At 54.0% G+C, this 18,939-nt stretch carries 20 protein-coding genes; 11 read left to right on the forward strand and 9 right to left on the reverse strand.

Annotated features, from left to right (window positions below; translation table 11 throughout):
- The first annotated feature begins 48 nt into the window (after positions 1-48).
- From ACM615_RS01465 to ACM615_RS01515, 11 genes are all read left to right on the forward strand, one after another.
- Entirely contained in the window at positions 49-531 is a 483-nt protein-coding gene (locus ACM615_RS01465) for a YbjN domain-containing protein (protein WP_112289376.1), read from the forward strand.
- Positions 532-991: 460 nt separating this feature from the next.
- Entirely contained in the window at positions 992-2,101 is a 1,110-nt protein-coding gene (gene potF, locus ACM615_RS01470; RefSeq protein ID WP_112289375.1) for a spermidine/putrescine ABC transporter substrate-binding protein PotF, read from the forward strand.
- A gap of 168 nt (positions 2,102-2,269) precedes the next feature.
- Entirely contained in the window at positions 2,270-3,403 is a 1,134-nt protein-coding gene (gene potG, locus ACM615_RS01475; protein WP_129639877.1) for a putrescine ABC transporter ATP-binding subunit PotG, read from the forward strand.
- A gap of 11 nt (positions 3,404-3,414) precedes the next feature.
- A complete protein-coding gene (gene potH / locus ACM615_RS01480) occupies positions 3,415-4,368 on the forward strand; it encodes a putrescine ABC transporter permease PotH (RefSeq protein ID WP_112289373.1) in 954 nt (317 codons plus the stop codon).
- Entirely contained in the window at positions 4,365-5,213 is an 849-nt protein-coding gene (potI, locus tag ACM615_RS01485) for a putrescine ABC transporter permease PotI (protein WP_129639878.1), read from the forward strand. Before potH ends, potI begins: the two co-directional genes overlap by 4 nt.
- A 48-nt stretch (positions 5,214-5,261) precedes the next feature.
- Entirely contained in the window at positions 5,262-5,747 is a 486-nt protein-coding gene (locus ACM615_RS01490; protein WP_112289371.1) for a YbjO family protein, read from the forward strand.
- 71 nt (positions 5,748-5,818) lie between these two features.
- On the forward strand, positions 5,819-6,949 hold the full coding sequence (gene rlmC, locus ACM615_RS01495) for a 23S rRNA (uracil(747)-C(5))-methyltransferase RlmC (protein WP_431011318.1): 1,131 nt from the start codon (positions 5,819-5,821) through the stop codon (positions 6,947-6,949).
- A 204-nt stretch (positions 6,950-7,153) separates the two neighbouring features.
- Entirely contained in the window at positions 7,154-10,264 is a 3,111-nt protein-coding gene (locus ACM615_RS01500; protein WP_431011319.1) for a T6SS effector BTH_I2691 family protein, read from the forward strand.
- 125 nt (positions 10,265-10,389) lie between these two features.
- Positions 10,390-11,019, forward strand: a complete 630-nt coding sequence (locus ACM615_RS01505; protein WP_431011320.1) for a DUF6708 domain-containing protein — start codon at positions 10,390-10,392, stop codon at positions 11,017-11,019.
- A complete protein-coding gene (locus tag ACM615_RS01510; RefSeq protein ID WP_431011321.1) occupies positions 11,016-11,762 on the forward strand; it encodes a DUF6708 domain-containing protein in 747 nt (248 codons plus the stop codon). The genes ACM615_RS01505 and ACM615_RS01510 overlap by 4 nt, the downstream gene beginning before the upstream one ends.
- On the forward strand, positions 11,759-12,499 hold the full coding sequence (locus tag ACM615_RS01515; RefSeq protein WP_431011322.1) for a DUF6708 domain-containing protein: 741 nt from the start codon (positions 11,759-11,761) through the stop codon (positions 12,497-12,499). Before ACM615_RS01510 ends, ACM615_RS01515 begins: the two co-directional genes overlap by 4 nt.
- Positions 12,500-12,574: 75 nt before the next feature.
- Here ACM615_RS01515 and fliR read toward each other — a convergent pair whose 3' ends face one another.
- The 9 genes from fliR to fliJ form a co-directional block, all read right to left on the reverse strand.
- The gene (gene fliR / locus ACM615_RS01520) at positions 12,575-13,360 is read right to left on the reverse strand and encodes a flagellar biosynthetic protein FliR (RefSeq protein WP_120163041.1); all 786 of its coding nucleotides are present in this window, start codon (positions 13,358-13,360) and stop codon (positions 12,575-12,577) included.
- A gap of 3 nt (positions 13,361-13,363) precedes the next feature.
- Entirely contained in the window at positions 13,364-13,633 is a 270-nt protein-coding gene (gene fliQ, locus ACM615_RS01525) for a flagellar biosynthesis protein FliQ (protein ID WP_104922231.1), read from the reverse strand.
- 162 nt (positions 13,634-13,795) lie between these two features.
- A complete protein-coding gene (gene fliP / locus ACM615_RS01530; RefSeq protein WP_120163065.1) occupies positions 13,796-14,533 on the reverse strand; it encodes a flagellar type III secretion system pore protein FliP in 738 nt (245 codons plus the stop codon).
- 23 nt (positions 14,534-14,556) lie between these two features.
- Entirely contained in the window at positions 14,557-14,913 is a 357-nt protein-coding gene (fliO, locus tag ACM615_RS01535) for a flagellar biosynthetic protein FliO (protein ID WP_232829993.1), read from the reverse strand.
- A gap of 80 nt (positions 14,914-14,993) precedes the next feature.
- On the reverse strand, positions 14,994-15,410 hold the full coding sequence (gene fliN, locus ACM615_RS01540; RefSeq protein ID WP_112291796.1) for a flagellar motor switch protein FliN: 417 nt from the start codon (positions 15,408-15,410) through the stop codon (positions 14,994-14,996).
- Positions 15,403-16,419 carry a flagellar motor switch protein FliM gene (fliM, locus tag ACM615_RS01545; RefSeq protein ID WP_112291794.1) on the reverse strand — a complete coding sequence of 339 codons (1,017 nt, stop codon included), beginning with the start codon at positions 16,417-16,419 and terminating at the stop codon, positions 15,403-15,405. The genes fliN and fliM overlap by 8 nt, the downstream gene beginning before the upstream one ends.
- Before the next feature lie 7 nt (positions 16,420-16,426).
- The gene (fliL, locus tag ACM615_RS01550) at positions 16,427-16,924 is read right to left on the reverse strand and encodes a flagellar basal body-associated protein FliL (protein ID WP_120163038.1); all 498 of its coding nucleotides are present in this window, start codon (positions 16,922-16,924) and stop codon (positions 16,427-16,429) included.
- Positions 16,925-17,109: 185 nt separating this feature from the next.
- Entirely contained in the window at positions 17,110-18,492 is a 1,383-nt protein-coding gene (locus ACM615_RS01555; RefSeq protein ID WP_431011323.1) for a flagellar hook-length control protein FliK, read from the reverse strand.
- Positions 18,489-18,935, reverse strand: coding sequence for a flagellar export protein FliJ (gene fliJ, locus ACM615_RS01560; RefSeq protein WP_112291790.1), 447 nt, complete (start codon positions 18,933-18,935; stop codon positions 18,489-18,491). The genes ACM615_RS01555 and fliJ overlap by 4 nt, the downstream gene beginning before the upstream one ends.
- Between the last annotated feature and the right edge of the window lie 4 nt (positions 18,936-18,939).

Here is an 18,939-nt window from a genome sequence, read left to right on the forward strand (position 1 = left end):
TTACGAAGGGTTTGTTTTTTCCGTTGTGTTGAACTCGTGAGGCATTCTATGGATTCGCTCATCGTCCCTGATTTAGCGCTGCTTCGGCGCTGGCTGGATCAGCTGGGCATCTCTTTTTTCGAGTGTGATTCCTGTCAGGCTCTCCATTTGCCGCATATGCAGAATTTTGATGGCATTTTTGATGCCAAACTCGATATCGTAGATAACGTTATTTTGTTCTCTGCGCTGGCCGAAGTAAAACCGACGGCGCTCATCCCGCTGGTCGCTGACCTGAGCTCAATTAATGCCAGCTCGCTGACCATCAAAGCGTTTGTCGATATTCAGGATGATAATCTGCCGAAACTGATTGTCTGCCAGTCGCTGACTATCGCGGTAGGCGTGACTGAAGAGCAGTTTGCTTTCTTCCTGCAACAGGCAGAAGAGCAGATGTCGATGATTATTCTCGAAGCGCACGCCAATGACTTGCTGTTTTTGGGTGATGAAGAAGAAGGTACGCCGGTGACTTCCGTGAATTTACCTTTGCTGCACTGATTTTTGTGTCATCTGCCATTTCCCTGATGGCGGTTATTTCTGTAAAGACCTTTTCCCCTTTGAAGATCCTTTTCTGCGAGCCGTGTTTATTGCGGCTCCGCTGCCTTTATTCGCTTTCGCCATAAGTTATGCTGGTATTGTGCCGTTGTTGCCAGATATTTCACTTTGTTAAAAGGCAAAATGCCAGACGGTATAGACTAAATCTGCATAATTAATCGATAAACGCCGGTTTTGCCTCGGGAGGCTGGTGCGCGGGGGTTGCAGGCGCTATGCTTCTGACTCTGCATCACGCGTGATTACGTCGTAAAACCAAACGGTTAATTCGCAGGCAGCGTATGCGTCAACGTTGAATGCCTATGCACATTCGTGGACGGCAGTTGGCCTTAGTGTGAAAGGTTTTGTATCCGTTCCAGTGATACAAATTCAATTTTATATTCCCCTGTCTTGGAGGTAGTAACGGATGTTCACCCTGCGTAAAAAGTGGTTATCGGGTGTTGTCGCCGGCCTGGTTATGGCTGCGTCCGTCACAGCGTCTGCGGAAGAAAAAACGCTGCATATCTATAACTGGTCTGATTATATCGCGCCAAATACCGTGCCTGATTTCCAGAAGGAAACCGGCATTAAAGTGGTTTACGACGTCTTTGACTCCAACGAAGTGCTGGAAGGCAAACTCATGGCAGGCAGCACCGGTTTCGATCTGGTGGTGCCATCGGCCAGTTTCCTTGAGCGTCAGCTGGCGGCAGGCGTCTTCCAGCCACTCGACAAGAGCAAACTGCCTAATTACAAAAATATGGATCCTGATCTGCTGAAGATGGTGGCGCAGCACGATCCGGGTAACAAATACGCAATCCCTTATCTGTGGGCGACCACCGGCATTGGTTACAACGTTGATAAAGTGAAAGCGGTTCTGGGTAAAGATGCGCCGGTCGACAGCTGGGATTTAGTACTCAAGCCTGAAAACCTCGAGAAACTGAAAAGCTGCGGTGTTTCCTTCCTCGATGCACCTGCGGAAATTTACGCTACCGTGCTCAATTACCTGCATCTGGATCCGAACAGCACCAAAGCGTCTGATTACACCGGTGCGGCCAACGATCTGCTGCTGAAACTGCGTCCGAACATCCGTTATTTCCACTCTTCCCAGTACATTAACGACCTGGCGAATGGCGATATCTGCGTCGCTATCGGCTGGGCAGGGGATGTGATGCAGGCGTCTAACCGCGCGAAAGAAGCGAAAAATGGCGTGAACGTGGCGTACAGCATTCCGAAAGAAGGGGCGCTGGCCTTCTTCGACGTGTTTGCTATTCCTGCAGATGCCAAAAATCTCGATGAAGCCTATCAGTTCCTGAATTACCTGATGGAACCGAAAGTTATCGCGCAAATCAGTAACACTGTTTACTACGCCAGCGGCAACAAAGCCGCGACACCACTGGTGAACGAAGATGTGCGTAACAACCCGGGCATTTATCCACCGGCAGACGTTCAGGCGAAGCTTTTCACCCTGAAAGTTCAGGATCCGAAAATCGACCGGGTGATCACAAGATCATGGACCAAAGTTAAGACGGGCAAATAGTACCGTTTAAAAAAGGTCAGGAAGACTTCTCAGCGGCTCCGCTTATTGATGGCGGGGCCGCTGACGTTTTGCTTCCGGCTGTATTTTGGGCATACAGATCAGGCACTTTTCCCCCTGACTGTTATGCTTATTTGAATTGCTTCATTTTGATACCGGAGATTTCTCTGAGTGAACGACGCTATCCCCCGCCCGCAGCCTAAATCCCAGAAGGGTTTCACGCCTTTGCTGGAAATCCGCAATCTGACCAAATCTTTTGATGGTCAGGCCGCCGTTGATGACGTGAGCCTGACCATTTACAAAGGCGAGATTTTCGCACTGCTCGGCGCGTCCGGCTGTGGAAAATCGACCCTGTTGCGTATGCTGGCCGGTTTCGAGCAGCCTACGCAGGGCCAAATCGTACTGGATGGCGTAGATCTTTCGCAGGTGCCGCCTTATCAGCGTCCGATCAATATGATGTTTCAGTCATACGCCTTGTTCCCGCACATGACGGTCGAACAAAATATCGCGTTCGGCCTTAAGCAGGACAAACTGCCGTCGGCGGAAATCAAAAGCCGCGTGGCGGAAATGCTGACGCTGGTTCACATGCAGGAATTTGCTAAACGTAAGCCGCATCAGCTCTCCGGCGGTCAGCGTCAGCGTGTGGCGTTAGCCCGCAGTCTGGCGAAACGGCCAAAATTATTACTCCTCGACGAACCGATGGGCGCGCTGGATAAAAAACTGCGCGACCGCATGCAGCTGGAAGTGGTGGATATCCTGGAGCGCGTTGGTGCGACCTGCGTCATGGTCACGCACGATCAGGAAGAAGCGATGACTATGGCCGGGCGTATCGCCATCATGAACCGCGGTAAGTTCGTGCAAATCGGTGAGCCGGAAGAAATTTACGAGCATCCGACCAGCCGTTTCAGCGCCGAATTTATCGGCTCTGTAAATGTTTTCGAGGGCGTGCTGAAAGAGCGTCTGGAGGATGCGCTGGTACTGACCTCGCCTGGGCTGAAGCATCCGCTGAAAGTGGATCCGGATGTCTCCGTGGTCGACGGTGTACCGGTGTTTGTGGCACTGCGTCCGGAAAAAATCATGTTATGCGAGGAAGTGCCGGAAGACGGTTGCAACTTTGCTGTCGGTGAAGTGGTAAACATCGCTTATCTCGGCGACCTGTCGATTTACCACGTCCGGCTGCACAGCGGACAGATGATCACCGCGCAATTGCAGAACGGTCATCGTTTCCGCAAAGGCATGCCAACCTGGGGCGACGAAGTGCGCCTGTGCTGGGAAGCCGACAGCTGTGTCGTGCTGACTGTTTAGGGGGGATGAAAATGTCTGTAATCTCCGAAGCGCCGGCCAGTAAACCTCCGGGCGGATTTAAAGCTTTCACGGGTCGTCTGCAACAACGCCATGGCCGCAAACTGGTTATCCTGCTGCCGCTGGTGTGGTTCCTGCTGCTGTTTTTACTGCCTTTCCTGATTGTTTTCAAAATCAGTTTTGCAGAAATGGCGCGGGCTATTCCGCCGTATACCGATCTGGTCTCCTGGTCAGACGGTATGCTGGATATCGCGCTTAACATCGCCAACTACATCGGCCTGACGCAGGATCCGCTGTATATCGATGCCTATCTGCAATCACTGCAAGTGGCGGCCATATCGACACTGCTTTGTCTGCTGATTGGATATCCGCTGGCGTGGGCGGTGGCGCATAGCCGCACTTCGACGCGCAATATCCTGCTGTTGCTGGTGATTTTACCGTCGTGGACCTCATTCCTGATCCGCGTCTATGCCTGGATTGGCATTCTCAAAGACAACGGTGTGCTGAATAACGTGCTGCTGTGGCTGCATGTTATCGATCAGCCGCTGGTAATTTTGCATACCAATCTGGCGGTTTATATCGGCATTGTGTATTCGTATCTGCCGTTTATGGTGTTGCCGATTTACACCGCGCTGACCCGCATGGATTACTCGCTGGTGGAAGCGGCGCAGGATCTGGGCGCTCGTCCGATGAAAACCTTCTTCAAAGTGATTATGCCGCTGACCAAAGGCGGGATTATTGCCGGTTCGATGCTGGTCTTCATTCCGGCGGTAGGAGAATACGTGATCCCGGAACTGCTCGGCGGGCCGGACAGCAATATGATTGGTCGTGTTCTGTGGCAGGAATTCTTCAACAACCGCGACTGGCCGGTGGCTTCCGCTGTCGCAGTGGTCATGTTGTTGCTGTTGATCATGCCCATCTTGTGGTTCCAGAAATACCAAAACAAAGAGCTGGGAGACAAAGAATGAATCAGTTACCGGTTGTCCGTTCGCCGTGGCGAATTCTTATTCTGGTGCTCGGCTTTACGTTTTTGTATGCCCCGATGCTGATGCTGGTTATTTATTCGTTTAACAGCTCCAAGCTGGTAACGGTCTGGGCGGGCTGGTCTACCCGCTGGTATACTCAGCTTTTTCACGATTCCGCGATGATAAGTGCAGTCGGAACCAGTCTGACCATTGCCACCGCTGCCGCCACAATGGCGGTGATTGTTGGGACGCTGGCCGCGGTGGTAATGGTGCGTTTTCAGCGTTTTCGTGGTTCGACCGGTTTTGCCTTTATGCTGACCGCGCCGCTGGTCATGCCGGATGTCATTACCGGTCTGGCGTTGTTGTTGCTGTTTGTAGCGATGGGCCACGCGTTTGGCTGGCCTGCGGAGCGCGGCATGTTCACCATCTGGCTGGCGCACGTGACGTTTTGTAGCGCGTACGTAGCCGTGGTGGTCTCTGCGCGTTTACGTGAACTGGACCGTTCGATTGAAGAAGCGGCAATGGATTTAGGTGCAGCGCCGCTGAAAGTGTTCTTTATTATCACGCTGCCGATGATTTTACCGGCGCTGATTTCCGGCTGGTTGCTGGCGTTTACGTTGTCGCTCGACGATCTGGTTATTGCCAGTTTTGTCGCCGGACCGGGTTCGACCACTTTACCGATGCTGGTCTTTGCCAGCGTGCGTATGGGCGTCAACCCTGAAATAAATGCGCTGGCGACGTTGATCCTGCTGGTGGTTGGGATCATCGGCATGATTGCCTGGTGGTTTATGGCGCGTGCCGAAAAGCAGAGAAGAAAGGAAATTCAGCGCGCTGCGCAGCGCGAATGATTTAGGGGATTGTATGAGTATTCACAACAATAAGGAAATCATGAGGAAGTGAAACTGGCATTTATCCCTGTTCCCGTGATGATAGGTGCGTCGGCAATTGTCGCGACGCGCTTACTCGAATTCATTTTACTGTTCGATGCCATGGGCTTTTCAGGGCTGATGAGTTTTATCGAAGTCAGTGCAGAGTCCTGGCTGAACTGTTTCATCATGCTGGCCAGCTTGCTGATTGTTCTGGTCGAATGCCGTGCTGCCTATGCCATGATGCGCGGCCGTCGCTGGGGGCGCCGGGCGTTTATCGGTTGTCAGGTGATTGTGGTCGGTTACATGCTGCTGGCCTCATTTGACTGGTTCGGGCCACGCATCTTTCGCTTTAACGTCGAAACTCAGGGCGAATTTCTCTATGCGCTGCTGATGCAAAAAATCCCCGATATGGTGGTGCTTTTCCTGTTGTATGCGCCTGCCAGCAGCCGCAGATACTTCTCGCGTAAAAAGTCGAACGAAAAAAGCAGCCCGTCACAAATAGCCAAAGCGTAAGTGAGCCTTTTCCGGCGCGCAGTGGTAAACTGCGCGCCAGTTTTTTCCGCATAATCTGACCGGACTTTTTCATGCATTGCGCACTTTACACCGCAGGAACCTGCCGTTCCTGCCAGTGGCTCGACAAACCTTATTCACAACAGTTAGCCGACAAGCAGCAGGATCTCAGTGATTTGCTGTCAGATTTGCCGGTGGGTGAATGGTGTGAACCGGTCACCGGCGCGGAAAGTGCCTTTCGCAATAAAGCCAAAATGGTGGTCAGCGGCAGCGTGGAGCGTCCTTTACTTGGGATGTTGCACCGCGACGGCACGCAGGTGGATTTGTGTGAATGTCCTCTTTATCCGGCCAGTTTCCCCGCAGTATTTTCAGTCCTGAAAACCTTTATTGCCCGCGCCGGACTGACGCCTTATAACGTGGCGCGAAAACGCGGTGAGCTCAAATTCCTGTTACTGACCGAAAGCCAGAAAGACGGCGGCATGATGCTGCGTTTCGTATTGCGTTCGGAAACAAAACTGGCGCAACTGCGCGCCGCGCTGCCGTGGTTGCAACAACAGTTGCCGCAGCTCAGGGTAATTTCCGCCAACATACAGCCGGTACATATGGCGATCCTCGAAGGCGATACCGAAATCCCGCTGACGGACGTGCAGCGTCTGGAAGAAGACTTTAACCATGTGCCGCTGTTTATCCGTCCGCAGAGTTTCTTCCAGACCAACCCGGTGGTGGCTGAAAAACTCTACGCTACGGCGCGTGACTGGGTGAGGGCGCGGGGTGATATTCAAAGCATGTGGGATTTGTTCTGCGGCGTCGGCGGTTTTGGTCTGCACTGCGCAACGCCGCAGATGAAACTGACCGGTATCGAAATCAGCGCAGAAGCTATTTCCTGCGCAAAAGAATCGGCGGCGCGTCTGGGGTTGCAAAACGTCGAGTTTCAGGCGCTGGATTCGACCGGTTTCGCGACCGGCAAAGGCGAGGTGCCGGATCTGGTGCTGGTGAATCCGCCACGTCGCGGCATCGGTAAAGCGTTGTGTGAGTACCTGAGCCACATGGCGCCCGACACCATTCTTTATTCAAGCTGTAACGCTAACACCATGGCGCAGGATCTGGCATTACTGCCGGATTATCACATTCTGCGTGTCCAGCTTTTCGACATGTTCCCGCATACCGCGCATTACGAAGTGATGGCGTTATTAGAGCGGCGATAATATATCCCGACTGGTCAGCGTAACGATTTATCAGAACATATAATCAGCTCAGATAGCTGCGGCTGATCCAATTCGCAAAGCTACAACATATTGTGATATAAGGATATTTTTTCCTCATTTGTGCCCGCGGATAAATTTTCGTAATGTCTCCCGGCGAGTTTGATGTGGTACATTAACCGCATTAATCATAAGGGAATTATTTTCATGGATATGAAAGAGCAGGCGCAGCGAAACAGCGATGCCGCCCATCAGGCGGCGGCTACCCCATCAGGTTGTAAGGCCTGCCAGCGTACCGGCATTCCGGTATTTCCGTTACGTGTGGCCGTGGTTCCCGGCAGCCTGATGCGAACCGACTGGCATCCGTCGGTTCCTGAACAGACTGTTACCCTCGCCAGCCGTGAATTCAAATATTCCCTGCGTACTCTGCGCATGGGCTACCTGTATGTGCTGCTCGATAAAAGTGTCTGGCAGGCGTACGAGGTGACCGCCGAGGGTTGCCTGCGGCAGTTTAATGCCCATGAGATGCCCGAAGGAATGACGGTAAATCCGCTGGCAGAAGCCTGCCGAACAGCGGGTCACGACATCATCGCAAGCTTTATTAATCTCGATGACAACCTGTACAGCGAGGCCTGGCTGGCGTTCAGTTCTGATCCGTGGACGCAAACCGTGCTGGATGATTACCAAAACTCTCTGCGCCCGGACCGTCGTTTTACCAAAATCTCTCTCTCTGATCTGAAGAACGCACCGGCAAACCTGCCCGGGGCGCTGGTTATCGATCCGTCACTAACGTCGTTGAAAGAGAACGTGGCGGAGTTTTCGACGGTGTTTTTCCCGGACGTGATCCGGATTGGTGAGAAGGTATCGGGCAGCGTACACGGTTTTTATCCGCGCCGGGATCCGGACAAACAGCGCCTGATGGGGATGAAAATCGCGGAAATGGGGATGCGCTACGATTGCCGGATAGTGGCACTGCCGCTGAATGATAGTGTGGGCGTGGTGCAGGAGCTGAACAACAGCCGGATGCAGATAGCCGAGTACACCCAGGCCTATATTGAGCAACCCGGCGTTTTTCACCGGCATATGATTTCTGAAGCCATCACGGATTACCTCCGGAAGCTAAAAACCGGCATCGCTGAAAACGCGCATCCTGAATTTGACCTTGACCCGTCAATGTATGTGCTGGCCGGACCATCATTCGGAAAAGCACCGCGCATGATTTCAAAAGATGATGTGGCGGAAGCGAGCTTTTCAGAGCAGCGTGCCCGGCTGATGACCAACTATGATGAACCTGCAAGGGCGAAATTTGCGCAGGAATTTGAAGACTATTTCAGCACCCCCCAGCGTTTGCTGACGGCGATCGATAATGACCTCGCGGCCTGGTACCGGTCTGAGGAATGGCTGTCGCTTATCCACCATGACTACTCCCCGGAGACCAGCGTAAACAGTTGGGTGGCACAGACCTGCACGCTGGCGGCCTGTGTACAGGGGGGCGCGATGGGCGCGGCGACAGATAAGGTCTGGCAGGAAGAGTGGCTGACGAAAGGCACCTCTCCTGCCTATCTGGGCTTTACCGGCATGGATCCATCACAGCTGGACAGCGTATTCAACTTTGGTAACTACAAAACTCTCCTGACCTCGGATGATTTTGCGAATGCGCTGAAAAGCCCGATTGTGCAACGAAGCCTGAGTAGCAGGATGCTGGCGGCCAGCGGATCCGTCGGGCGACTGGGGGACAAGCTGGACGAGTCGGCCCGCAAGGGGTTTATGTGGATGACCCAGGCCGCGATGCTAAGCGCCGGCGAGCCGGTGGTGCTCCTGCGCTACCGGACGACGGTGGGTGAGTTGCAGGCGCAACTGCAGCATTCTCCGGCGCTGGCCTTGTCGGTGGCAAGTCATAGCGACGTCTTTGGCGGAACAGGTCATCAGGGGAGCAGTGCAGCACGGATAACCGCCATTATGGCGGCTCAGGGGAAAATGCGGGATAGGGTCGTCGACGTCGAATTCAGTGCGCCGGGAACGGTTGCAGGATTGCGCAAGATGACCCCGGCTGCGGGTGTTACGCAAAAAGTGGCCAGCAACCCGCGGCTGCTCAGTGCATACCATGACGTGTTTATCTCCGGACTGTCACTGGCGGAGAAAGGCACAGGCGAAGCGGTGCTGCGCACAACGCCGGAGGGCCTGAGGTATTACCGTGAGCTGGGGCGCCGGATGGTCAGCGGCGACAGTGCTGGCCTGATTTTGGGGGCCGGGCTGATGGGGCTGCAGATGTACCACTGGCAGGAATTGTCGGCCCGGCTGAAAGCGTCAGTGGGTAACGATGTAGATGTGACGGCGGACACGGCAATCAGCACGCTGCTGCTGATAGAGGGCTTCTCTGAAGTGATGGGTTTTGCCTACAAGCTGTCGATAAAACAAAACTGGCTGGTACTGAGTGCATCGGAGCAGGTACCGGTGCCCGTGCGGTTTGGCGCCGTGTTGGGTGGGATTGCGGGGGTTGTTGAGGGGATAAGAGAAGGAATACATTCTACGGAAGCCTATGCTGCAGGTGATGATACGGCTGGTAACTATTATGTTGCATCAGCGGGTGCGGCTACTATTGGCGGCTTTGTTTCAATCTTTTATGGTGCTCAGGGGGCTTTTGCTCTAACGATTATCACTGAAACCGGAATTATGCTGACCCCGTTTGGTTTCGCGTTCCTCATGCTGATCGCGGGAGCTATGCTGGCGGCGAAAGCCAGTGCCCTGCGCAGTACACCGCTTGAAATCTGGCTGCGGCGGACCTGCTTTGGCGTTCCGGCCAGGCGGCATCCCGGGGATATCGTCTGGCATGCAGAAAGCATGGATGATCTGGCGGAGGCCATGGTGGATTACCGGGCGATTGTCAGCGGAATGGTGGCGGATGTGGCATTCGGGGGCACCACCACGCTCCAGACGGTGCCCTATAGTCGGGTGGAGTTTAGAGTGGCGCTGCCTGGCTGGGATGCCGCGAAAGGAGGCTGGTCGGTGAAAGTGACCCGTGACGGTGACAGCCGGGTGCTGTTTTCTGAGTCACAGGGTGCGCCTGGCTTGGATGACCATCAGCAGAGTATGCGTGCATCGGATTACTACGCCGGTACCCATGAGCTGACGGTCGAGCAGGGGACGCTGGTGATGAAGGGCAGTGTCTGGGCGGAACAGAGCCGGACACCGGGCGTGACGATGGTGGCGGACTACTGGGTAGACAGCGCAAAGCCGGATACACAAATGAGCCTGACAGTAAGAGCTGAACCATCGTGGGTGAACAGTGACACCACGCAGCAATGGAGCATCAAATGATGGGGAGAAGAACATCCCGGCTGATTAAACCGGTCAGAGGCTGGAGTGAAGACCTGCCTGATCCGGAAGAAGAACAAAGGGTGTACCCGCGTCTGATCCGGGTGAATGAAATTAATGATGTGTGGATGGAAATTCCGCGTTATGTCAATTATGGATGGGGTGGGCAATGGTTTGCAGTTTTGCTTGGCTTATTCTCTTTTGGAATACTCTTCGCACTCGGCGTTTTTTCTCATTTATTTTTAAATCCAGCGTCATTTTTTACCGGTTTAATTGTGCTTTTTTCAGGCTTTTTAGTGATTTTTTTCTTTCTAAAATCGGTGCTATTTGAACCTCGTGGCGCACCTGTTCGCTTTAACCGTAAGCAGCAAAAAGTGTATGTCTACGAGTATAAAAAAAGCATCTGGCCGTGGGCTCGCTGGCCGGTGACAATCAAGGTATTTGACTGGGCGGATATTCAGGGCGAGCGGGTTGAGATGTCCGGACATGCGGACTGGGGGCACCGTGTTTACTGCGCGGTTTGCCGTCCGGGCACGTATCAGGTGATGGATCGCTTTGTCCTGACCTGGACCGTGGGCAGTATCCATGACGTGTATGGACTATGGAGTGCCTGTTGCCAGTATATGCAGGGAAAAGCCGTGTCTGATAAACCGCTTCGAACCGATACACCGCCGAACTGGACGCCGTTCAGAACCGTCCGCTGGCCTGAAGATATGGATAAAGCTTCCCGGGCCGTGCCTGAGTGGAGCATCAAATGATGGGGAGAAGAACATCCCGGCTGATTAAACCGGTCAGAGGCTGGAGTGAAGACCTGCCTGATCCGGAAGAAGAACAAAGGGTGTACCCGCGTCTGATCCGGGTGAATGAAATTAATGATGTGTGGATGGAAATCCCGCGTTATGTCAATTACGGATGGGGTGGGCAATGGTTTGCTGGTTTTATCAGTCTGGCTGGCTTTGCATTCTTGCTCTGGCTTTATGACTACATTGATCTGCTGTCTAATCCCGTGGGTTTATTATTTCTTTTTGTATTGCTTTCATTCGTCGTTATGGTTTTTAGAACCGTACTTTTTGCTACCAGAGGCGCACCTATTCGCTTTAACCGTAAGCAGCAAAAAGTCTATGTTTACGAACAGCAGCGTAGTCTCTGGCCGTGGGCTCGCTGGCCGGTGACGATCAAGGTATTTGACTGGGCGGATATTCAGGGCGAGCGGGTTGAGATGTCCGGACATGCCGACTGGGGGCACCGTGTTTACTGCGCGGTTTGCCGTCCGGGCACGTACCAGGTGGCGGATCGCTTTGTCCTGACCTGGACCGTGGGCAGTATCCATGACGTGTATGGACTATGGAGCGCCTGTTGCCAGTATATGCAGGGAAAAGCCGTGTCTGATAAACCCCTTCGAACCGATACACCGCCGGACTGGACGCCGTTCAGAACCGTCCGCTGGCCTGAAGATATGGATAAGGCTTCCCGGGCCGTGCCTGAGTGGAGCTTCAAATGATGGGGAGGAGAACATCCCGGCTGATTAAACCGGTCAGAGGCTGGAGTGAAGACCTGCCTGATCCGGAAGAAGAACAAAGGGTGTACCCGCGTCTGATCCGGGTGAATGAAATTAATGATGTGTGGATGGAAATTCCGCGTTATGTCAATTACGGATGGGGTGGGCAATGGTTTGCTGGTTTTATCAGTCTGGCTGGCTTTGCATTCTTGCTCTGGCTTTATGACTACATTGATCTGCTGTCTAATCCCGTGGGTTTATTATTTCTTTTTGTATTGCTTTCATTCGTCGTTATGGTTTTTAGAACCGTACTTTTTGCTACCAGAGGCGCACCTGTTCGCTTTAACCGAAAGCAGCAAAAAGTGTATGTCTACGAGTATAAAAAAAGCATCTGGCCGTGGGCTCGCTGGCCGGTGACGATCAAGGTATTTGACTGGGCGGATATTCAGGGCGAGCGGGTTGAGATGTCCGGACATGCGGACTGGGGGCACCGTGTTTACTGCGCGGTTTGCCGTCCGGGCACGTATCAGGTGGCGGATCGCTTTGTCCTGACCTGGACCGTGGGCAGTATCCATGACGTGTATGGACTATGGAGCGCCTGTTGCCAGTATATGCAGGGAAAAGCCGTGTCTGATAAACCGCTTCGAACCGATACACCGCCGGACTGGACGCCGTTCAGAACCGTCCGCTGGCCTGAAGAAATGGATAAGGCTTCCCGGGTCGTGCCTGAGTGGAGCTGAGCTCATTTAACCCCGATGGCAGCGAAAACCTGGGTTTGTTGTTGTAAATAACTGTGCAGTACTAAAAGCTAGGCGTTAATCCATCGCCAGCTGATTCATGATCAGCACGATCTTATCCAGGATCTCACTGAACAGATGCTCGCTGAACGGGGCGAGCATCGGCATCATCAGGCCTATCGCCAGAATACCGATGCTGAGCGTCAGCGGGAAACCGATAACGAAAACGGAAAGCTGTGGCGTGACACGGTTTAACAGGCCGAGCGCCATGTTCAGCGTCAGCAGCAATGTCACAATCGGTAATGCCAGCATCATTCCGCCGCTGAACACGATACTGCCCGCTTTGGCGACCGCCATAAACCCTTCGGCATTGACCGGATTATGGCTGATAGGCAGGGTGTGGAAGCTGTCAGCCAGCAGGGAAATCAGCCACAGATGCGCGTTAAACGTCAGGAACAACAGCACTGCCAGCAGGTTTAAAAACTGCGCCAGCAGCGGAGTGTTCAGGCGATTGCTCGGGTCATAAAACGTGGCAAAAGAAATCCCCATCTGCAAACCCATAATCTCACCCGCCATACGAATAGCCGCAAATGCCAGTTGCATGGTGATGCCTAACGCGGTGCCAATCATGATTTGCTGCATCGCCAGCCACAGCGCGGGGGTGGAGAAAATCGGCGTGTCCACCGGTGGCAGAGAAGGGGCAATCAGGAAGGTAATCATCATCCCCAGACCGAGTTTCACCCGGTTAGGGACTGACTTTTCACTGGTGATCGGCGCAGTGCTGATCAGCGCCAGAATTCGCAGCAGAGGCCAGAAATACATGCTCAGCCATCCGGCGAGCTGGGTGCTGTCGAAGGAAACCATAGATTACCCGATGATGTACGGCAGGTTGGAAAACAACGTGCGCATGTAATCGAGCAGCAGATTTAGCATCCACGGACCGGCGATAACGATAGTCGCTACCACGGCCAGGATCTTAGGGATGAATGACAGCGTTTGTTCGTTGATCTGCGTCGCCGCCTGCAACAGGCTGACGATAAGCCCGGTGACCAGCGCGGCCAGCAACAAAGGCGCAGCAACGGCTAATGCCACTTTCATCGCCTCATTGCCCAGTGCCATTACCGATTCAGGAGTCATAAGATTCTCGTAAAATGCGAACCTGCTTGGGCTAGCTCACTTGCCATTTTGTCCTCCGGCAGTGCTCGCACTCCTCACGTACTTATGTACGCTGCGGGTGCTCCGCGCTGGCGGCGAACAAACTGGCTGCGACGCTGACGCCCATTAAGTTTGCGTTTTGAATTAACTGTAAAAACTCTGCGCCAGTGATCCGAGCAGCAGTTGCCAGCCATCGACCAGGACGAACAGCATCAGCTTGAACGGCAGCGAGATGGTGGCAGGTGGCACCATCATCATCCCGAGGGCCATCAGTACGCTGGCGACCACCAGGTCGATAATCATGAACGGAATGAATACGGTGAAGCCAATCTGGAACGCCGTTTTCAGTTCGCTGGTCACGTAGGCCGGCAGCAAAATACGCATCGGCACCGCTTCCGGGCCCGCCAGCGGAGGGATGTTCGCCAGTCGTGCATACAGCGCAAGGTCGCTTTCACGGGTCTGGCGCAGCATAAACTGGCGTAAAGGCTGAGCGCCTTTGTCCATCGCTTCCTGCATGGTGATTTTGTTTTCAGTAAACGGCTGATAGGCATCGCTGTAAATTTTGTCGAATACCGGCGCCATGACGAAAAAGGTCAGAAACAAACCCAGCCCCAGTAATACCTGGTTTGGCGGCGCAGAGGGTGTACCCAGCGCATTGCGCAGCAGGCCGAGCACGATAATGATGCGGGTGAAACTGGTGCACATCAGCAGCATTGCCGGTAACAGCGTCAGCGTGGTGATAAACACCAGCGTCTGGATCGGCAGTGACCAGTTTTGTGCACCGTTTGACATCTGCTGGCTGATGATCCCCGGCAGTTGCGCGAATGCCGACGGGCTGATTAACAGCAGCAGCGGCAGGCAAAAGGTAAGGGGGGATTTCATTATTTTCTTCACGACGGACAGAGTCATGCCTGCTTTCCCGGACGTTTCAACATTTTCTGCATCAGCTGACGGAAATCAGCGGGTGCGTTATTGGGATGGCCTGAATCCGGCGTCTGTTCAACCGGCGGCGCGCTCAGGGTATGCAGCGGGGTGATGTTTTGCGCGGTCACGCCCAGCACCAGCCAGGTGTTATCGACTTCAACAATCACCACTTTCTCACTGCGTCCGACCTGCACGCTGGCAGTCACTTTCAGCAGCTTGTTATTTTTCGACTGTGGCGCGAAACCGGCGCGCTTCACCACCCAGCCGATAAACAGGATCAGCAACAGAATGCCGCCAAGCACGGAACTGACCTGCGTCAGCACAGAACCGGCGGGCATTGCCTGAGGCGCTGCCTGCGTGGTGGCATGGTTTACCGGGCCGGAAATGTACGGAGAATCCGTCGCGGTATTCTGGCTCATCAGCGGCTCAGACGACGCATACGTTCGGATGGCGTGATGATGTCGGTGATGCGCACGCCGTATTTATCGGCGACCACAACCACTTCACCCTGGGCAATCAGATAGCCGTTGATCAGGATATCCAGCGGCTCTCCGGCCAGACCGTCGAGTGCCACCACCGAACCCTGCGAAAGTCGCAGCAGTTCTTTGATGGTCATTTTGGTGCGACCTAATTCAACGGTCAGTTTCACCGGAATATCGAGGATCATGTCGATATCTTGCAAACTGCCGGTTCCGTCCTGGGCACCCAGCGCGGCGAAAACACCGTCAGTTGACGCTTTCGCGCCGCCCGCAGACTGTTGTTCGTTAAACGCATCAGCCCATAAATCGTCAACGTTATCCGATCCGGCGTCAGACGGTTTATTGGTGTCACTCATGGGGCTGTTCCTCATCTAGAGAATTTAAAATTGGGTTGATCAAATGTTCAACGCGCAGGGCGTATTGTTCGTTTAAGGTGCCATATTGGCTGGTCAGCACGGGCACGCCATCGACATGGGCAATCAGACGATCCGGTTTTTCAATCGGCAGAACATCGCCCGGCTGAAGCTTGAGGATCTGCGACAGGCGCAGCGGAATTTCGACGAAATTCGCCACCAGTTCCAGCTCTGATTGCTGAACCTGAGTGACCAGATTTTCGCGCCACTGACTTTCTTCATTACGTGAGTTTTCGACCGGCGGATTGGTCAGTAACTCACGCAAAGGTTCGATCATGCTGAACGGAATACAGATGTTGAAATCACCGCTCAGCGCACCAATCTCCACGTGGAACGGCGTGGTCACCACGATATCGTTCGGGGAAGAGGTGATGTTGGTGAATTTGATCTGCAATTCCGCACGGACATATTCCACGCTCAGCTTGTAAACACCGCTCCAGGCATCTTCGTAGGCATCGAGTGCCAGCGTGAGCATGCGTTTGATGACCCGCTGTTCAGTGTGGGTGAACTCGCGTCCTTCCACTTTTGTCGGAAAACGGCCATCGCCACCGAACAGGTTATCCACCGCGATAAACACCAGGCTTGGCGCAAACACAAACAGAGCGGTGCCACGCAAGGGTTTCAGGTGGATCAGGTTGAGATTAGTCGGTACCGGCAGGTTGCGGGCAAACTCGTGGTAAGGCTGGATTTTGATCGGCCCTACGGTGATGTCCGGGCTACGGCGTAAAAGGTTAAACAGCCCCATACGGAAATGACGGGCAAATCGCTCGTTAATGATTTCCAGCGCCTGCAACCGTTCACGAACAACGCGGCGTTGCGTCGTGGGATCAAAAGGTTTTACGCCGTCATCAGCCGCGGCGGCCTGTGCGGTTGCCGTATTATCGGGTGCGCTGTCACTGTCACCATTGAGCAGCGCGTCGATCTCGGCCTGTGAAAGAATGCTGTCGCCCATAATTTGTTTATCGCAGTATGAAAGCAGTGAAAAGCACGTCGTTGATCACCTGAGGGGGCTGACCTTTGACCAGTGGCGCATCCAGAACTTGTTTGATGTCCTGAACCAGCTGTTGTTTACCGGCTTCGCTGACTAAATCAGAGGTTTTCTGACGGGACAGGAGCAACAGCAAACGGCTGCGGACTTCAGGCAGATATTCATTAAGCGTAGCGCGGTTCTTTTCATCCGGCAGACGCAGAGTCAGGCCGATATACAGCACGCGATCCGGGTCGTTATCCGGCGTTTGCAGGTTAACGGTGAAGGTGTCGAGCGCCAGGAAAATAGGGGCCGCAGGCGGTTCATTCTTCTTCGCTTCCGCAGCCTGCGCTGCAGTTACGGGCTGTTTATGCAACATCCACCAGGCGTAACCGGCTGCACCACAGGCTCCGATGGCAATCAGTAACAGCAGAATCATCATTAACGGGCGCTTTTTCTTACGCGACGCCGAGAGAGCAGAGTCAGACATGGATGAGGCGATTTCCTGTAAGTATGAGCAGAGTTGCGAGGGAACCGCGAAGCTGCTGAGTCAATTCTGACAATGATTATCCCGCTTATCCTGTTGTTCAATAGTCAGAATAGGCGGGAAAAATAAGGTCAGCTCTGCCGTTTGAATTAAGGTCGCACAGGCAGGGCTGAAACATCAGGTAACGATTATGCGAAGATATCCACGCTATTGTTGCCACCGATCCGCTGGGCGATAGACGACGGAACCGGCAGGGCGTCGCTGGCAGATGTCGTGCCGCCGCCATTAAATGCTGCCCAGCTGGCCGCATTCCCTTGTTGTGAACCGGACTGACCGCTTTGCTGCTGCGCCTGTTGCCACTGCGAACTGTCGCTGCCGACGCTGCTCTGACCGAGGCTGATGCCGTTGTCGGCCAGCGCCGTTTTCAGATCCGGTAACGCGGCTTCAATGGCAGAGCGCACGCCGCTATGGCCGGAGACAAAGTGCAGCTGCGCCTGATTGTTTTCAATCTTCATGCTGATTTGTATCGAACCTAAATCTTCAGGATGCAGACGAAGTTCAGCGGTTTGTTGTCCCTGACGGTTAAACATCATCACCTGCTGACCGAGCTGCTGCTGCCATTCCGGCGTACCGAGCTGTGCGTTGAGCAGCGGGGTAGACGGGGCGGTAACCGCGGTGGTGGTGGTCGGCGTGGTGGAAACCGGCGCTGATGAAACGGCAACCGCCGCGGTGTTCAGCTGATTCAGCGACTGCGTGCTGTTATCCAGCGCGCTGCTGTCGTTCTGCTGTAACGCTGCGGCATTGCCGCTGGCGGCGCTCATTGAAGCCAGCGCACTGCTGAAATCAGGTGTATTTGCGGTCGTGGCTTTACTGGCGGCATGTTGTGATGACGCGGTCGTCGTATTCGCCGCAGTGGCAGCTTTCGGATCGGTATCGGTGACGGCAGTTTTACCGTCACCGGTCAGTAAAGAAGACGCGGTCAGACCAGAAAGCAGCGAGCTTTTTTTGTCTGCACTGGTGGCGTCATCGCTGGGGGTCTGCGTTGCCATCGCACTGGCGGTTTGCACCTGCTGTGCCGGTTGCTGCTGCGCGGCTAACTGCGCGAACAGCGCCTGCAATGGCAGGGTATTGGCATCGTCAGTTTTGCTGTCTTTGTCTTTATCGCTCAGCCCGGCGTTTTTTACCGTCGATGCATCGCTGCCTTTCAGGCTGCCATTCGGCAATACCTGAATGGCGGCAATCATTTTGCTCAAATCACTTTCATCAAGCATCAGACTGCCGTCGTTTTCGCCGGTGGTCACCGCCTGAGTCAGCGTGGCTTTATCGACAGTTTCGCCTTTGGCTGAAATCTGCTGACCGAGTTTGGCTAACGTGCTGGTCAGTTTAGGGTCGAGTTTCGAGCCGAGCTGGGCTTCCAGCTGGCTGGCGAAATCGGCCGGCGAAGTCGCCGTGCTATCGCTGATCGCTGATGCGTCAGCCGCAGAAGCGGTTGCTGATGATGAACTGCCGGACGCCGCGCTCGCGGTGGTCTTTGCCGTGGTCACGGCAGCAGGCAAAATATTCAGATTCATGATTGTTTCTTCCTGTGTGCGCTGCGCTGGGCGAACTCATCGTTCTGTTTTTGATCGAGCTTGTTTTCCAGAGAACGCTGTTGCTCACTGGCGCGGGATTGCAACGTCTGGTAGGCATTGAGCCGTTGCTGCTTGTCCTGCCACTGGTTTACGGCGGCGTTAAGCCGCTGATCCCACTGCTGTAATTGTTTGCGGTGCTGATCAATCGCCACTTCCAGCGTGCCGATAAACTGCTGGTAGTTCTGCCAGGTATTCGCCGCAATCCCGCCGGTCATGGTGGTATTGAGCTTTTCCCGGTACTCACGCTGATAGTTGAGCAGCATGGTGAGCTGTTCTTCAGCCTGATGATGTGACTGCCTGATTTGCCCCAGATGACTGGTGGCCTGATCCAGCGCTTTTTGCGCCAGAGAACAAAGGGTGATCAATGGTGATGCGTTTTCCATCTGA

It is taken from the genome of Rahnella sp. PAMC25617, from assembly GCF_050606005.1.
In the GTDB taxonomy this organism is placed as follows: domain Bacteria; phylum Pseudomonadota; class Gammaproteobacteria; order Enterobacterales; family Enterobacteriaceae; genus Rahnella; species Rahnella variigena.

What these genes read in the sequence shown, in the direction of transcription:
- ACM615_RS01465 (WP_112289376.1), top strand. Translation starts at nt 49, where the DNA reads ATGGATTCGCTCATCGTCCCTGATTTAGCGCTGCTTCGGCGCTGGCTG.
- potF (WP_112289375.1), top strand. Translation starts at nt 992, where the DNA reads ATGTTCACCCTGCGTAAAAAGTGGTTATCGGGTGTTGTCGCCGGCCTG.
- potH (WP_112289373.1), top strand. Translation starts at nt 3,415, where the DNA reads ATGTCTGTAATCTCCGAAGCGCCGGCCAGTAAACCTCCGGGCGGATTT.
- potI (WP_129639878.1), top strand. Translation starts at nt 4,365, where the DNA reads ATGAATCAGTTACCGGTTGTCCGTTCGCCGTGGCGAATTCTTATTCTG.
- rlmC (WP_431011318.1), top strand. Translation starts at nt 5,819, where the DNA reads ATGCATTGCGCACTTTACACCGCAGGAACCTGCCGTTCCTGCCAGTGG.
- ACM615_RS01500 (WP_431011319.1), top strand. Translation starts at nt 7,154, where the DNA reads ATGGATATGAAAGAGCAGGCGCAGCGAAACAGCGATGCCGCCCATCAG.
- ACM615_RS01505 (WP_431011320.1), top strand. Translation starts at nt 10,390, where the DNA reads ATGGAAATTCCGCGTTATGTCAATTATGGATGGGGTGGGCAATGGTTT.
- ACM615_RS01510 (WP_431011321.1), top strand. Translation starts at nt 11,016, where the DNA reads ATGATGGGGAGAAGAACATCCCGGCTGATTAAACCGGTCAGAGGCTGG.
- ACM615_RS01515 (WP_431011322.1), top strand. Translation starts at nt 11,759, where the DNA reads ATGATGGGGAGGAGAACATCCCGGCTGATTAAACCGGTCAGAGGCTGG.
- fliR (WP_120163041.1), bottom strand. Translation starts at nt 13,360, where the DNA reads ATGGTTTCCTTCGACAGCACCCAGCTCGCCGGATGGCTGAGCATGTAT.
- fliQ (WP_104922231.1), bottom strand. Translation starts at nt 13,633, where the DNA reads ATGACTCCTGAATCGGTAATGGCACTGGGCAATGAGGCGATGAAAGTG.
- fliP (WP_120163065.1), bottom strand. Translation starts at nt 14,533, where the DNA reads ATGAAATCCCCCCTTACCTTTTGCCTGCCGCTGCTGCTGTTAATCAGC.
- fliO (WP_232829993.1), bottom strand. Translation starts at nt 14,913, where the DNA reads ATGCCCGCCGGTTCTGTGCTGACGCAGGTCAGTTCCGTGCTTGGCGGC.
- fliN (WP_112291796.1), bottom strand. Translation starts at nt 15,410, where the DNA reads ATGAGTGACACCAATAAACCGTCTGACGCCGGATCGGATAACGTTGAC.
- fliM (WP_112291794.1), bottom strand. Translation starts at nt 16,419, where the DNA reads ATGGGCGACAGCATTCTTTCACAGGCCGAGATCGACGCGCTGCTCAAT.
- fliL (WP_120163038.1), bottom strand. Translation starts at nt 16,924, where the DNA reads ATGTCTGACTCTGCTCTCTCGGCGTCGCGTAAGAAAAAGCGCCCGTTA.
- ACM615_RS01555 (WP_431011323.1), bottom strand. Translation starts at nt 18,492, where the DNA reads ATGAATCTGAATATTTTGCCTGCTGCCGTGACCACGGCAAAGACCACC.
- fliJ (WP_112291790.1), bottom strand. Translation starts at nt 18,935, where the DNA reads ATGGAAAACGCATCACCATTGATCACCCTTTGTTCTCTGGCGCAAAAA.